At 59.6% G+C, this 15,905-nt stretch carries 11 protein-coding genes; 5 read left to right on the plus strand and 6 right to left on the minus strand.

Annotation, left to right across the window (positions count from 1 at the left end; translation table 11 throughout):
• Positions 1–78 precede the first annotated feature (78 nt).
• Positions 79–696, minus strand: a complete 618-nt coding sequence (locus NDK18_RS00380; RefSeq protein ID WP_250626746.1) for a TetR/AcrR family transcriptional regulator — start codon at positions 694–696, stop codon at positions 79–81.
• Between the two features lie 90 nt (positions 697–786).
• Between NDK18_RS00380 and NDK18_RS00385 the strand changes: the two genes are divergently transcribed.
• Complete coding sequence (locus tag NDK18_RS00385; protein WP_250626747.1) at positions 787–2,247, plus strand: efflux transporter outer membrane subunit; 1,461 nt, start codon at positions 787–789, stop codon at positions 2,245–2,247.
• Between the two features lie 220 nt (positions 2,248–2,467).
• Entirely contained in the window at positions 2,468–3,688 is a 1,221-nt protein-coding gene (locus NDK18_RS00390; RefSeq protein WP_250623042.1) for a PQQ-dependent sugar dehydrogenase, read from the plus strand.
• A 704-nt stretch (positions 3,689–4,392) separates the two neighbouring features.
• Here NDK18_RS00390 and NDK18_RS00395 read toward each other — a convergent pair.
• Complete coding sequence (locus tag NDK18_RS00395; RefSeq protein WP_250626748.1) at positions 4,393–5,589, minus strand: diguanylate cyclase domain-containing protein; 1,197 nt, start codon at positions 5,587–5,589, stop codon at positions 4,393–4,395.
• Positions 5,590–5,992: 403 nt separating this feature from the next.
• Positions 5,993–6,787, minus strand: a complete 795-nt coding sequence (locus NDK18_RS00400; RefSeq protein ID WP_250626749.1) for a trypsin-like serine protease — start codon at positions 6,785–6,787, stop codon at positions 5,993–5,995.
• Between the two features lie 258 nt (positions 6,788–7,045).
• Here NDK18_RS00400 and NDK18_RS00405 point away from each other — a divergent pair, with 258 nt between their 5' ends.
• Both NDK18_RS00405 and NDK18_RS00410 read left to right on the plus strand, forming a co-directional pair.
• Positions 7,046–7,900: a PA4780 family RIO1-like protein kinase gene (locus tag NDK18_RS00405; RefSeq protein WP_250623038.1), complete on the plus strand. Its 855-nt coding sequence runs from the start codon at positions 7,046–7,048 to the stop codon at positions 7,898–7,900.
• A gap of 335 nt (positions 7,901–8,235) precedes the next feature.
• Positions 8,236–9,066: an alpha/beta fold hydrolase gene (locus NDK18_RS00410; RefSeq protein WP_425502727.1), complete on the plus strand. Its 831-nt coding sequence runs from the start codon at positions 8,236–8,238 to the stop codon at positions 9,064–9,066.
• Positions 9,067–9,142: 76 nt separating this feature from the next.
• Here NDK18_RS00410 and NDK18_RS00415 read toward each other — a convergent pair whose 3' ends face one another.
• On the minus strand, positions 9,143–9,724 hold the full coding sequence (locus tag NDK18_RS00415; RefSeq protein WP_250623037.1) for a response regulator transcription factor: 582 nt from the start codon (positions 9,722–9,724) through the stop codon (positions 9,143–9,145).
• Positions 9,725–10,077: 353 nt separating this feature from the next.
• Here NDK18_RS00415 and NDK18_RS00420 point away from each other — a divergent pair, with 353 nt between their 5' ends.
• Positions 10,078–11,787, plus strand: coding sequence for a thiamine pyrophosphate-dependent enzyme (locus NDK18_RS00420; RefSeq protein WP_250626750.1), 1,710 nt, complete (start codon positions 10,078–10,080; stop codon positions 11,785–11,787).
• Position 11,788: 1 nt separating this feature from the next.
• On the opposite strand, the gene NDK18_RS00425 is transcribed toward NDK18_RS00420, so the two are convergent.
• Both NDK18_RS00425 and NDK18_RS00430 read right to left on the minus strand, forming a co-directional pair.
• Positions 11,789–13,330, minus strand: coding sequence for a tryptophan halogenase family protein (locus NDK18_RS00425; RefSeq protein WP_250626751.1), 1,542 nt, complete (start codon positions 13,328–13,330; stop codon positions 11,789–11,791).
• Between the two features lie 27 nt (positions 13,331–13,357).
• The gene (locus NDK18_RS00430; RefSeq protein ID WP_250626752.1) at positions 13,358–15,787 is read right to left on the minus strand and encodes a TonB-dependent receptor; all 2,430 of its coding nucleotides are present in this window, start codon (positions 15,785–15,787) and stop codon (positions 13,358–13,360) included.
• Positions 15,788–15,905: the final 118 nt, after the last annotated feature.

Raw genomic sequence — 15,905 nt, forward strand, 5'->3', positions numbered from 1 at the left:
CCCACGGGCGAAGTGATCAGGGCTTCATTTTGCTATCCAGTGACCAAATTAGTCAATAGTCACTACTGAACTCACTCATCAGGGCGACAGACTGCGCAGTACCAGGCTGGATAGCTGTCCCGGCGCCATGTCGGTGTAGTCGAAGCTGTGCTGCAGCAGCAGCGGATTGAAATAAGGGCGCATCACTAGGTAGATCGCCGCGGCGGTCTCGTCCAGAGGCGTCTTTCGCTCGAAATCCCCTTTCTGCCGACCTTCCTGCAGGATCTCCTTGAGCAGGGTTTGTACGCGTTCTTCATAAGCCACCACCGCCGCCCAACGCTCCGTGGCGGCCGTGGCGGCAATCTCGTAAAGCTTGCGATCGCTAAACAGCAGGCGGTGCGTCGCTTCAGTGAAGCCTTTGAACATCCGCCGCAGCTTCTCCGATGGCTGATCGGCCTCCGCTACGGCCGCCTTCACCTCGGTTTCGATCTCATGCAGGCAGTTGGCGCAGATCATCTCGCCGATGGCCTGCTTGGACTCAAAGAATTTATAGATGTACGCCTTGGAAAATCCGACCGCCTTGGCCAGGTCCGAAACCGTAGTTTTCTCATAGCCGTACCGGCTGAAATGTTCGGTGGCGGCTTTAATGATCTGGTCCCGCACTTCGTGGTCGACTGGACCACGGGCGGGTTGGGGAGTGGGGACTGCCTTTTTCATGGGTGAGAGCTTACCCCCAGTCTTGGTCATGGACAACTAGTGACCATTTGGTAATATAGTCACAATTGCCACTCCCAGGAGCGAACCTCAATGTCGCCCAGATATATCTTCGCTGCGCTCATTGCCGGCAGCCTTCTCGCAGGCTGCGCGGTCGGCCCCGATTACGTTCGCCCCGATGTGCCGACGCCCGACCATTTCCAGGGACAGGCCGAGGTCGATCAACGGCACGCGCCAGTCGACGCGGACCTCGCTACCTGGTGGACGGGCTTCGGCGATCCGCAACTGACCCGCTACGTGACGCTTGCGCTTGAACAAAACCTGGATCTCGCGCAAGCATTCGCACGCGTCACCCAGGCACGCGCCGGACTGGGAGCGGCAACAGCCGCCTTGCTGCCCTCCGGCAACATCAGCGGCCAAGCGGCCAGGGCCTACCAGTCGGTGGAAACGCCGCTAGGTCAGGTCTTGAACACCACGCCCGGTTTCGACCGCTACGGTAACAACTATGAGGCCGACTTCAGCGCGAGCTGGGAACTGGACGCGTTCGGCGGCCTCCGTCGTGGACGGGAGGCGGCTCTGGCCGATTACCAGGCTTCCGAAGCCGGCGCCTTGGCCACGCGTCTAGCCGTGGCGGCACAGACCGCCGACATCTACATCACCATCCGCGGACTGCAGGCGCGCCTGAAGGTGGCGCGCAAACAAGTACAGACACAGCAGGACCTGCTCGCCACCATCAAGCTTCTGTACGGCAAGGGACTGGCGGCCGAACTTCAAGTGAGACAAGCCGAAGGTGCGCTGGCGCAGGTGCAGGCATCCGTCCCTGTGCTCGAAACGGGCCTGGATGCGGCCACGAACGCTCTGGATGTCATGCTGGGCACTCAGCCGGGCACGCATCGGGTGGAACTCATGGAAGATCGCGAGATTCCGACCGCCCCGCAGATCGCCACCGCTGAAACCCCGGGCGAGCTGCTCCGGCGCCGCCCCGACCTGATCGTGGCCGAACGGCGCCTGGCCGCATCCAATGCGCGGATCGGTATAGCCATCGCTGAGTACTACCCCAAGCTCTCGCTGAGCGGGTTGATCGGCAGTGCGACCTCCGTCGCCAGTGGCAACCTGTTCACCAGCGGCGCCAACCAAGCCGCTGGCGTGCTGGGCTTGCGCTGGCGCCTGTTCGACTTCGGCCGTATCAACGCGCAGATCCAGCAGGCCAAAGGTCAGCAGGCAGAAAATCTGGCTGCGTATCGACTTGCCGCGCTGCACGCGACAGAGGATGTGGAGAATGCTTTTTCGGCCTTGGTCAAGCGCGAGGAGCAAGCTGCCGTGCTCGCCCAGGGCGTGGATTCGCTCACCCGTGCACGCGCAGCGTCCTTTGCGGCCTATCAAAAGGGTGTGGTCAGTCTGATCGAGGTGCTCCAGGCGGATGAAAGCTTGCTGCGCGCCTCCGACGAGCAGGCGCAGGCGCAAACGGAGTCGGCACGCGCGGCCGTGGCTGCATTCAAGGCACTTGGCGGCGGGTGGCAAGCTGACGGAACCCAGGCGGTCGCTATCAAGTAATAGTCGCTGCCACATGCCACGCATGCGCCTCCCCACGCGACTGGGTCCACGGGCTCCAGTGAGGCCCGCATCGTTCATCCGCCCGATTCGTTTCAGATTGCCTCGAGTGCCTCGGTGCCGCCCCAGGTCTGCCACGCGAACTTAAATAAACCATCACACCCAAACGGCAATCAGAACATTAGAATCTTTCCGGGTCACTGGGACGCAAGGAAAGATGCAAATGAAGAAGCTGACCAACGGGTTCTTGCTTGGGGCTCTACTGATAAGTGCCGCCCACGCACAAACCAACGCAGGCGATCAGAAGCCCGATCCCGATCTTCCTTTCACCGTCACCAAGGTAGCTAGCCTCGACCTGCCCTGGCGCATCGCTTTCCTGCCCGATGGCCGCATGCTGGTGACCGAGAAGGTCGGCCGGTTGCAACTGGTCACCCCTCAAGGCGCCAAGACCGAGGTCAAGGGTGTACCGCCCAGCCAATTCGAAGGTCAGAACGGCATGCTGGGCGTCTTCCTTTCGCCCCATTACGCCCGCGACCACAATGTGTATCTCACTTATGTCGCACCCGGTGACTACGGCGGCGGCCTAGCCATGGGTCGAGGTCAACTTGTACTGGATGGCGATCAAGCCCGGCTGGACAACTTCCAGGTGCTGTGGCGCCAGATGCCCACGGGCAAGGGCGGCCAGGCCGGCGCCCAGATCGCCTTCTCACCGGACGGCAAGTACCTCTTCCTTACCGTGGGCGACCGCCAGCGCTTCACGCCTGCGCAGGATGCTGATCAACCGGTAGGCAAGATCCTGCGTCTGACGCTGGACGGCAAACCCGCGCCGGGTAATCCATGGGCAGGAAAGACCGGTGCCCAAACCATTTCGCTGATCGATCCGGCGACCGATACCGAGGCCGCCAAATCGGCGCCGGTGGTCAGCACTTATACGTTCCCCAGCCCCAACCTTACGCCGGCTGAAACCTGGACCACGGGCCATCGCACACCTTATGGCCTCGCCTTCGCTCCCGATGGTCGACTGTGGGAACTTGAGCACGGCCCCAAAGGCGGCGACGAACTGAACCTGATCCAGCGTGGCAAGAACTACGGCTGGCCGCTGGTTTCGTATGGCATGAACTATAACGGCGTGCCTATCCCCTCCCCCGACACACGGCCGGATCTGGCCAAGCCTGTGATCTATTGGGTGCCGGTGATCGCGCCAGGCAATCTCATGTTCTACAAGGGCAGCATGTTCCCGAAGTGGAAAGGCAGCGCCTTGATCAGCGGCCTTGTCAGCATGGGCATCATTCGCGTCACCGTTGACGGCAAGGGCGGCGCCACCGCGGTCGGGCGCTGGAGCCTCGGCAAGCGCATCCGCGATATCGAAGAGGCGCCGGACGGCTCGCTCTGGCTACTGGAAGACGCTGAACCCGGTGGCTTGTACCGCCTCACACCGAAATAATTCTTCAAGATCTTCATCTTGCTTGACTCAACCTGCGGTGATCGTGGGTTTCATCGTCATCCCTTCCATGCGCCGATGGTCGCGGTGTGGTCACGATCTGGCTGAGAGCAACTCAGTGCAGGGTGACCAGCGTCTTGCCGGCATTTTCTTCGAACGTCACCGTGGTCACAGCGCGGCGAACGTTGAGTCAAGCCCGCATAGATAATTTGCAAGCGGATGACCCCACGGGCGCAAATCGCACGTAGTTCCTCTGCCGCTCCGAACCTAAACTGCGCATGCCGAGCGTGGGTAAAGTAGCGGCCTACCGCCTCTGCGCTGGGTCAGACGACATTTTTCGCAAAGCGAAGTCCATAACGGCACTGTCTTTACGCTGCGGGTCGTCCCACCTAATAGGAACTCTCCACCCCGCGCTACTGACACCGCCCGCAGCCCAGCCTGTTGGTCCCACAGGGTCCCCGGGGGCATCGGCCACAGTCCCAAGCCCAAGAAGCTTGTGATCTACACGATCTCCTTCGTCGAACGGGCACTTGGGATTCGTTATCTTGTTCATCGACGCTTTCCTTGCTCCGCCTAAAAGAGCCAATGCGAAGCCTATGAAGGTCTTCCCAGAAGCGCGATTACCCCACTGTAGTCCTGTCAAAGACCGGGATGTCGCTGGCGCGTGAAATGGTGCGAACTTCCAATAGGCCTATTCGGCACGACAATCAAAGCGGCAGTATCACGACGATGTCACCGCTAACGTCGACAGTCGGCTCCGTCGTGATGATCGCGCCGCCATGCGCGACCACCAAATCAAGTGCCTCGGCCAGCTCAGCACCATGGCCATCATCAAGACAGGTCATGAATGCATCAGTAGCTTTCTTCTTTCCCTCATCGGAAAGAGTTACGACAGCCGTGCGGCCGGTACTCGTCAACGAAAGTTCGATGCACCCGCCCTCTGGGGCTCGCTTCGAAGCGCTGTCCAAGAGGCTCACGAAAAGCCGTCCGAGGCTCGCCGCATCCCCGTGCATTGCAACGGGGACCTCCGAAGGGCACCAACGAAGACTCTGTTCGCGGCCATCGAACACGGGCCGGCACGTGCCGACGGCTTCTTCGATCACGGCGACGATATCGAGGTTCTTCCGGGTGGTCGGTAAACTGGCCGCAACATCGACACCCGGCGTGGATCTTCTGTTCTTGTCGGTGGCGCGTTGATTGCGACCTGCCTGGAGTCCTGTCGAAAAAAGACGGTACACCCCAGACCCCTGCCGTTTGGCCGCATACATGGCCAGATCCGCGTTCTCAATCAGGGCCAGTGGATCATCGCCATGATCGGGGTAAATGCTGATACCAATGCTCGCTGTCAGTTGTTCCTGGTCATACAAGTGTGCCTGGTCGTACAAGGCTTCCAATCCAAGTGCCTGTATCACGCCCTTGGCCATGCGCTCCGCATCGGCCGCATCCTCTACGTCGGAAAGCAGAATCAGGAATTCATCGCCGCCATGGCGGCTCACTGTGTCCGTGCCGCGCACCGCGGAGCACAGGCGTGAGGCTGCCCTTCTCAACATCTGGTCGCCCGCGCTGTGACCAAGCTGATCGTTTACCTGCTTGAAGTTGTCTAGATCAACGAAAAGCAAAGCCATGCGGCGTTCCTGAACCTGGGCGCTGATGATGGCCTGGGCGAAGCGATCCAGAAACAGGGAACGGTTCGGTAGCTGGGTAAGCGTATCCAGACCCACCGATTCGGCGAGCGATTCCAATGCCTTTCTGGCAGCATCCGCATCAGCCTGGATGCGCAACATTGAGATCAACAGCTCTTCGTTCGCGGCCAGAAGTTCCGAGCCGAGGCCAGCACCGCGCTCGCCATTCAGAGCTGACGGGTTGCTCGGCAGCTGGAGCTTGAGGGCCTTCCTTTTACTCATCGCATGTGACACCGGCCATGATCGCCTCCATGTGGATCCAACGTCGCTCGGTGGGCAGTCCCTGCTCGCGCAGTACCGATATCCCGGGAGGTTGTGCACGTGTCGTGCCATAAATTTGGCGCCCGCCAACTTAAAGGGCGGATTCTTTCGTGTCCAGGTGTGCACTCCCGCGCTAGAGGAGCGAAGAGGCTTGGCTGACCGGAGCCCCGCAATCCACCTCCGACGCTATGCCCTGGCGTGATCTGCAGCTAGGAGGTGCAGCGAAAGCCGCTGAACGTCAGTTATCGACAGCGGTGGTCCGGCAGAACGCCGTGAAGGCCGCATGACGATACGTATAAAAAGGTGCAGAACCTATCTTGTGGTCATTTCGACTGCGTTCGATCGAAGCAATGACGAGCGTTCGCTAAATTGCGCGCATTTGGTCTTCGATCCATCCCGTGTAGTGACCAATCCGCACGTTGTAGTTTTTCTGTCCGTAAAAGCCGGCATGGAGGATCAGGTCATTGTCCTGTGCATGTTTCTTCCAAGAAGCCAAGCCGGCCAATTGCCATTTCCCATCAACTTTTATCAGGACCGGACCACCACTATCGCCATCGCCTGATATGCCTTCGATCTCGAGCCCTGATGGCGATTTATCGAAGACATAGCAAATCCAGCGATCCTTCACATCGACAATCTTGTTGTAGGCGCGGCGTAGATCGGCGTGATGAGAGGCGTTCACATCCTGTCCGGTAAGCCCGGTTCCTGTTGCGCCTTTCCCAAGAAGCTCAACGGTCTTTCCAAGCTCATCATTTCCAGAAAATAGTTTGGCTGGGATCACATCGGACACCGGCCCAGCTAGCTTGATCAAGGCAATATCATCTTGCGATGCAAGAAAATCCACGATGTGTGTTGCGTCGCCAGTTTTTACTGCTTGATCTATTAAATCCTTCGGCAGTTTCTTGTATCCGGAGTGAACGATTACCTTTTCAACATCCCTCGCCTTTCCATTAAGCACAATCTGCTTGATTTCGGTTTGCCAGGTCACTGCGTGGGCAGCGGTGACCACCCATTGCGGGGCAATCAAAACTCCGTGCCCCTCACCAGGCAGATCGACCAGTGCCGGGAATTCGGTGGCCGCTACGCGATACTTGGAGTCATCCACGTCGTGGCGAATAACAATGCCATAAGCGGGTAAGGACATCGCGAGCAGGCACATCACTATCATTCGATTCAAAGCAACTCCCTTGGCTAACGCCTGAATTAAGCCGGCCCGCGAAGCCGGTTCGGCTCGAATGAATTGTCGGGCGCCATCATAACTGGGACTCGGTTCAAGGGGACGGCAAGGGCGGCGCCACCGCGGTCCAGTGCTGAAGCCTCGGCACGCGAACCACCCCACAATGGTCAAACACGCTCGAAAATGCGACAATTTATGGTTAATGCCCGCCTACCTGTACCAACCGCCCCCAGAGACACAGTGAAGACCCCCCAAGGCCTGCAGGCGCTGATCGACGACGGCGTCATTGATGAAGTACTGCGACCGCTTAAGAGCGGCAAGGAAGCGGCGGTATATATTGTCCGCAGCGGCGACAAAATACGGTGTGCGAAGGTTTACAAAGACTTGGCGCAACGCAGCTTCCAGCAACGTGTGCAGTATCAGGAAGGTCGCAAGGTACGAGGCAGTCGCCAGGCGCGTGCGATCGGCAAGGCTAGCAAGTACGGGCGCAAGCAGCAGGAAGTAGCCTGGAAGAATGCCGAGGTGGATGCACTCTACCAATTGCGCGACGCCGGCATGCGTGTGCCCGAGCCGTATGGCTACTTCCACGGTGTACTAGTGATGGAACTGGTCACCGACGCCGAAGGCTCCTCCGCACCACGCCTGGGTGAGGTTGAACTCAGTGCGCAGACAGCGCGTGAATACCATCGTGTACTGGTGCAGCAGGTGGTGCGGATGCTGTGTACCGGGCTGATTCATGGAGATCTGTCCGCGTACAACGTATTGGTCGGTCTGGATGGGCCGGTCATGATCGATTTTCCCCAAGTGGTCAGTGCCGCGGGCAACAATGCGGCGCGCGCGATGCTGTTGCGTGACGTCAACAACCTCACTGCACATCTTGGACGCTGGGCACCCGATCTGTTTGACACGTGGTACGGCGAGGAGATGTGGGCGTTGTTCGAAACCGGTGAGCTGCGACCCGATTCGGAACTGACCGGCGAGTTCGAGCCAGACGAATCCGAGGTAGATCTCGACAGCATCCGTCAGTCCATCAATGATGCACGTGAAGAAGCGCTGATCCGACAGCAGGGCCGCGATGCGGCAGCGGAAGAATAGACGACGCCCGATAACCCGATCGAATCGCCCTGCCCGAACGCCCAAACGTCATCTTCAGTCAAAAGTGGTCACTAAAGTGATAGATCGTCCGCGTCCAGACGGTTCAAATTAACTCGATGTGAAGAACCCCACTTGGTATTGAAGGGCTAGTTATGCTGAACAACGATAAGATCACCGTCGTCAACAAGTCCCGTCGCGATGTCGTGATGGGAGCCGGCGCTGTCGCCGCCGCTACGGTCGTAGCTGCATCCATCATCTCCTCGAGCGACGCGGCCCATGCCGCCACGCCTGGCAAGGCTACCGGCCCATCCACCGGAGGCCGACAGATGGGCAATATGGTGGTGACGAAGGATGGTGTGGAGATCTTCTATAAGGATTGGGGCACGAAGGATGCCCAACCGATCGTGTTCCACCACGGGTGGCCACTGTCGTCAGACGACTGGGATGCGCAGATGCTTTTTTTCGTGGCCAATGGCTATCGCGTTGTCGCCCACGACAGGCGTGGTCATGGCCGGTCCTCGCAGGTGGGGACGGGTCACGACATGGATCATTACGCGTCTGACGCCTCGGCAGTCGTCGAGCATCTCGATCTGAAAAACGCCATTCACGTCGGTCACTCCACCGGCGGTGGCGAGGTGGCCCGCTACGTGGCGAAGTACGGCCAGCCCCAAGGGCGTGTAGCCAAGGTCGTTCTTATCGCTTCCGTTCCGCCAATCATGCTCAAATCCGCGAACAATCCGGAAGGCACTCCGATCGACGTGTTCGACGGTTTACGCAAGGCTCTCGCTGCGAACCGATCACAGTTTTTCCTCGATGTTCCGACGGGCCCCTTCTATGGCTTCAACCGAGCCGGGGCAAAAATCTCACAGGGAACGATCGAGAACTGGTGGCGCCAGGGAATGATGGGCAGTGCCCTCGCCCATTACGAAGGCATCAAGGCGTTTTCTGAGACGGATCAAACGGATGACCTCAAGGCCATCACGGTGCCAACGTTCGTCATGCAGGGCGATGACGACCAGATTGTTCCGTACAAGGATGCTGCCCTGTTGCAGGCCAAGCTGCTGAAGAACGCCACGCTCAAGATTTATCCGGGTTTGCCGCACGGCCTGATGACAACTCATGCCGACATCATCAATGCCGACATCCTCAGCTTCATCAAAGGTTAGGACGCGTCCTTCATCCATCTCCAACTGACTTGCCCGCCACCTCACTTCCAGTGATGAGGTGGCGGGATCCATCTGGCTAGTGCGCGGCATAGCCTCGCTCCGGTACAGGTCGCTTGTTCAGCTTTCTCTGCAACGTTCGACGGTGCATGCTTAGGCGTCGTGCCGTCTCGGAGATATTTCCTGCGCAATCATTCAATACGCGCTGTATGTATTCCCACTCTGCACGCCGCAACGCCAGGGGTGCTTCAGTGCACTTCACCACCTCTTCGTCGCACGCCCGCACATCACTTCGCAGGGCTCCCAGTAGTTCTTCGAACTTGAAGGGCATTACTAGATAATCCTTGGCGCCGCGCTTCATGGATGAAACCGCCGTTGCGACGGACCCATACGCAGTTACGACGACGATTTGCATATCAGGGACGATGGACCGCAGCCGGGAAATCAGGCCCAGTCGATTGTCTCTGCCTGGAATCAGCTCAAGCACGCACAGGGTCGGTTTAAAGCGAGCCGCCAAAGCCGTGGCTATTTCATCATCACTTGCAACGAGCACTTCGTACTCGTGGCGGCGAAGCTCTTCGGCGATCCGGCGCGATGAGCTTGAGTCTTCGTCCAGTAAAAGCACCAGACCTCCATGGCATGGTGTGTTTGCGTTTTCCATGACGTGCATAGCTCCGAAAGCTTCGGTAGGTAGGTAGAGCACCCTATTGCGGCGCTGCACCACTAGCTTGTATGCAAGTCATCGTTGTTGGACAAATATGCGCACCGATAGCGAGGTGGGCCATCGTGGTCAGCGTCCAGTAACGAATCATCAAACCTTCGTCAGGCCACCCTTTGGCGAACGATTCTTTCCACAACCTTTCTGGGAGTTTACTGCTCACTGACTGCAACGTCGGTGCACGCTATCAACATGTGGTTTCATTCAACCGCGATTAACTTCGTACAAGCCGGTGGCGGTGTATGGCCAATAGTGTGCGCTTCGTACACTCCTACCCTCTCTTCCGGAAAAATCACATGGGCAAGAAAGTTGCTGAGATCATCGTTGATGTGCTCGAACAGGCGGGTGTGAAGCGCTGTTATGGCATCGTGGGCGACACCCTCAATCTCATCGCTGAGAATCTTGATAGCAGTCCCATTGAATGGGTCCATGTCCGGCACGAAGAGGCCGGCGCCTTCGCTGCGGGCGCCGAGGCACTCCATACGAACAACCTCACGGCATGCGCGGGAAGCTGCGGCCCGGGAAGCCTGCATTTCATCAACGGTCTGTATGAAGCCCATCGAAACCGATCGCCGGTGGTGGTTATCGCAAGCCAGATTCTCATGAGTGAAATGGGATTCGAATTCATCCAGGAAGTCGACTTCAAGACCGTCTTCAAGGAGTGCTCGGTATTCTGCGACATGATCATGACGCCGGAGCAAGCGCGGAAGAAGGCCGTCATGGCCTGCCAGGCGGCCATCGCCAAACGAGGCGTGGCAGTGCTGATCGTTCCTGTCGACATCTCCCACGCGGAGGTCCATGAAGACTTCCCCTATCGCGTCCACCGCAGTAGCCCAATGATTCGCCCGAACGATGACGAGATCGAAGGCATCGCACAGATCCTCAATGCGGGAAGCCGGATCGCCATATATGCTGGCTCGGGATGCGAATTTGCGCTTGAGGAGATCAAAGCGGTCGCCGAACGCCTGAAGGCTCCCATGGCGCACACCTCGCGCGGCAAAAGCTTCCTCGAGCACGACAACCCCTACAACGTTGGCATGACTGGCATTCTCGGCAGCGAGGCTGGCTACAAGACCCTCCTGGAATGCGACACACTCCTGTTGCTTGGCGCCGACTTCGCCTGGCGGCAGTTCTATCCCGATAAGGCCAAGATCGTCCAGATCGACATCGACCCGACGCATCTGGGCAGGCGTCATCACATCACGCTGGGTGCCGTGGGCGACATCAAGCCGACCCTGCAGGCGCTCCTTCCACATCTGGAAGAGAAAAAGGATGCCTCGTTCCAGGAGGACTCTATCGAGCGCTTTCGCAAAGCGATGGATGAGTGGAAGAAGCATCTGGTTCCCGGGCACGATGACACCATCCCCGGCTCCTACCTCACTTCAGTCATCAGCCGGTACGCCGATGCGGATGCCTTGATATCCGCCGATGACGGGACCCCCGTTGCCTGGGCACACCGTTTTGTTGACACCCTTGGCAAGCGGCGCATCTACGGAAGTCTTCTTCATGGAACGATGGCTGCCGGCCTTCCGAGCGCACTGGGACTAAAGAAGGCTGCTCCCGAGCGTCAGGTCATCGCGTTGTGTGGCGATGGCGGTCTCTCCATGCTCTTTGGCGAACTGCTTACCACGATCCAGGAAGACATCGCGGTCAAGATCGTCGTGTACGACAACAGTAAGCTGGGGTTCGTGGAAATCGAACAGAAATCGGAAGGAATGCTCGACACCTTCACGCATTTGAAGAACCCCGATTTCGGCAAAGTGGCAGAGGCCATCGGCCTATGGGGGAAAACCGTCCGCAAGGCGTCCGAGCTGGACGCGGCCGTGCAAGACTGGTTGGCGCAGCCGGGCCCCGCCCTCCTCAACGTGCTGGTTAGTCCGCTTGAGCTATTGAAGCCTCCATTTATCGAGGCCAAACCGGTCATCGGCATGGCCCTGTACTCAACCCGCGCCATCCTGCATGGCCGTGGCGCAGATGTGTTGGAAATGGTGCGCGAGAACTTCTGATTCAGCGGCACAGTTGTTCGACCAGCGCACGATGATCTGGCAGGTCGTTGAGTGCACGAGCGGCTACCTGCTGGATCATTGCGAATTCCTGGCGCGCCGATTCCATGTGTGGATAGGCGCTGCGCATGGCATCGAGGTCCGTCTGGAACTCCATCCCGTACAGGATGTACTGCCAGCTGGCAGTCATGAACATTTCCAGGTCGCCAACGAAATCCAATCGATGCGGTGGGCGCTGCTTCCACTTCGCGAGCTTTTCCTGCAGGGTTTGCGGGATGGTGCCAATGTCGGCGTTGTCGATCCAGAACGGCGAGTCACGGCGCTGGCTCAGGCAGTAGTGCATCTTGATGAAGTCGATGATGCGGTCGTAGCGTGCAACCATCATTTCATTGAAATGATGCGCGGTACTTTCCATGTTGTCGGTGTCGCTTGGCAACAGGTGCGTGAGCAGGTAGGTCGCCAGCTCGATCAGCGCGATGCCGGTGGATTCCAGTGGCTCGACGAAGCCGCCGGCCAGGCCCACCGCTACGCAGTTCTTGCGCCAGTGCTCGGGGCGGTATCCCGTCTCGAACTTGATGTGCATGGCCTTCAGGCCCTCGCCGGCACCGCCCAGATAGCGCCGGAAGACTTCTTCGGCACGATCGTCGGTGGTGTGCCGCGATGAATACACGTAGCCGACGCCGCGCCGCTTTTGCAAACCGATGTCCCAGATCCAGCCGGCTTCCTGGGCGGTGGAGATGGTGTACGAGGGGATCGGTGCATCGGGGGTTTCGTACGGCACCTGCATGGCCACCGCGCGATCGGCGAACAGTACGTCCGCACGGCTTCGGAACGGCGACTTCATCACGTTGCCGATCAGCATGCCGCGCAGTCCGGTGCAGTCTACGTAGAGATCGGCAGTGAGCTCGCCCGCCTCCTTCGTCACCACGCGCGCGATGGCGCCGCGTTCGTCCAGCTCCGTGCGCTCCACCGTCGCCACATGCCGAACCACACCAAGCGCCTGCTGGCCGTGATCGGCCAGCAGGCGTGCGAAGCAGGCGGCATCGAAGTGGAAGGCGTGATTCATCGGCCCCTGATAATCCGCATCCCTTGCGCGCTTGGGCGCGCGCGAGTGATCGACCAACGTGCTCTGCATCGACACGGCGTCGGCGAACGGCATGCCCTCCGGTGCGGCACCGAGCAGCCAGTACGGCAACAACTCGGGGCCACCCGGACGCTGGCTGGGTACGTTGAATGGATGAAAGAAGTGATCCGCTCCGGGGGTTCCTGGCGGCCTTACCCAATGGCGATAGTGGATGCCCTGTTTGTACGTCGCGGTAGCGCCGACCAGAAAGCGGCGCTCGTCGAGGCCAATGGCCGACAACGTGCCCCGAATGGAGGGAAACGTGGCTTCGCCCACGCCAAGCAGGCCGATGTCCGGCGATTCCACCAGGTGCACCTGCACACTCCGGGGATCGACCGCGTTGACCGCTTTGGCCAGATAGCACGCCGCCAACCAACCGGCGGTGCCGCCGCCCACGATCAACACTTTCTTCAGGCGCGCCATGGTGTGTCCCCGCCGCCGTGCATCACGTCAGAACCACACGCCGAGCTGGACGCCATAGGTACGCGGTGCGAGGTACTGCGACACGTACTGCAGCGAGCCGTCGGCCATCGAGAAACGGCCGGCGCTGGTGCGGATCTTGTCATCGGACACGTTCTGCACGTACGCGTTGACCCACCACTTGTCGCCCGGCTCGGAGTAGCGCAGTGACACGTCGCCGCGCGTGTATGACTTCTGCTGGTCGCCCGAACCTAAGTTGAAGTAGCTCAACCATTGCGTGCTCTGGTATTGGGCGCTGACGCGTGGCGTGAGGCGTCCGCCGTTGGGAAGGTGGAAGTCGTGCTCGTAGATGGCGGTGAGCGACACGTTCGGCGCATGCGGAAGATCGTTGCCGGTGACGTCCATGCAGCTGGCGAGGTTCGACTGCGGCGGGCATGCCGGCAGGCCCTGGTAGTCGTTGGAACCGGCGTAGATCAGCTTGCCGAGCTCCTTCTTCGGAATGGCCGAGAAGATCAGGTTGAAGCGATCATCCTTCTGCTGATACGCCAACTCCGACTCGATGCCGAATACCTTGGTGCTGCCGTCCACATTGGAGAACCCCAGACCGTGGTTGCCGTCCGGATAGACGATGGGCGCTGAGAGCTGGAAGTTCTTGAAGTCTTCGTAATAGATGGCCGAGTTCCACGTCATGTGGCCATCGAGGAAGCTGAACTTGCTGCCAATTTCATAGTTGGTCAGCGTCTCGGGCTTGTACAGCGTGCCCGCGTCCTGCGTGCCGCCCGACTTGTAGCCGGTGGACACGCTGGCGTAGACCATGCCGTTATCGCCAACGTCGGTGTCCAGGCGCAGCAGCCAGGTCGGCTTGCCCTTGCTGTACTTGGCGGTGTTCCGCTGCGAGATGGAAAAGCCGTTCGACGGATCCGGATACACGCCCGGAGAGATCGGCACCTGCGGCACGGTCGGGTCGTAGGCCCAACCCCAGTTGATGCCGCCCTTGTTCTCCTTGTCGTCATGCGACCAGCGCGCGCCACCGGTGAGGCGCCAGTGGTCGCTCAGATGCCAGGTGGCCTGACCGAACAACGCGTACGATTCCACCGTTTCCTTCGGCTGGATGAAGGAACCCTGCCAGCTCACGGTGCCGTAGCGGGTACCGTTCATGATGGGGATGTCGAAACGGATGTTGTTGTCTTCGTAGGCGTAGTACGCACCGACGATCCAGTCCACGGTCTGCGGGCCGGTGGACTTCAGGTTCACCTCCTGGCTCCAGCTTTCGTAGTTGGAATAGTTGGTGCGGTCGTCCTGATAGACGCCATTGGTGGTGAAGCTGGTGGGCACGCTCACGCCCACATCCTGGTCGAAGTCGCTCTTGCCGGAGTAACGGTTGTAGCCGGCGATGTAGCTCAGCTGCACGCCGTCGTTGATGTCCCAGTCCATGCGGCTGCGCACCGTCTTGGACGTACGGTCAAGGTACGGCGCGGTGTCGATCAGCGCGGACCAGAAATCCTGCCCCTGGCGCGGCGTCTGCATCAGGCTGAGGTTGGGCGTGCCGCGATCGGTGAAGTACTCGTACGACAAGTTCCACTTGAACGAATCGCTGGGCTGCCACAACGCACTGACGCGCGCGGCGGACTGATCCTGCGAGTTGTACTTGTCGCCGCCCTGCACGTACTGGCTGGGATCGATCGGCTTGAAGTTGGCCGGCGTGCCGCCGGAGGCGAGATACGCCTGCTGCTGCTGCGCCACGGTGGGCAGTTCGCTCGACGGATTCTGGTAATCGACGTAGCCGTCGTGCTGCTGGTGCACCACTGCCACGCGCATGGCGAAGGTGTCGCTGATGGGCAGGTTGAACGCGGCGCGCGCGCCGGTCTGGTTGTAGTTGCCCGCTTCAACCTGCGCATTGCCGTAGAAGCCCGCGCCGATTTCCGGCTTGGCCGTCTGGAAGCTGATGGCGCCCGCGGTGGAGTTGCGGCCCCAAAGCGTGCCCTGTGGACCGCGTAGCGTTTCGACACTGTCCATGTCCAGCAACAGACCCGCGGCAGCCTCGGCGCGAGCTGCGTACACGCCATCCACAAAGGTGGCGACTTCCGGATCGGCGTACTCGGTCTTGGCGCTGTCGTTGCCGATACCGCGCATGGTAAGCGTTACCACGCCATGGTCGCCCTCGGACGTACCTTGCAGGCCTGGTACCAGTTTGGTCAGGTCCTGTACGGTCATCACGCGCTCCTTGTCGAGCGTGTCCGCCGTGATCGCTGTAACCGCCACCGGCGTTTTCTGGATCGGCGTCTCGCGCTTGGTCGCGGTAACCGTGACGGCATCCAGGTTCTTTACTTTCTTGTCAGCGCCTGCCGGATTCTGAGGTGACTGGTTTTGCGATGCCGCGTCCTGATCCGCTGCAAGCAGCACACCAGGAGCAAGCACGAGTGATATGGCGACATACAACAACTTGTGATGCAGATTCATCTGGCTCTCCCCTCTAAATCGTTCGGATCAATGTTGTCCGCCGCACAAGCGGCCATGACAAAGGTTTCCCAACTCTCCACAAGCACGCCATTGACTCCGGAATGACAGCGCTGTCACT

The organism is Pinirhizobacter soli (genome assembly GCF_015905305.1).
Taxonomy (GTDB): Bacteria; Pseudomonadota; Gammaproteobacteria; order Xanthomonadales; family Rhodanobacteraceae; genus Pinirhizobacter; species Pinirhizobacter soli.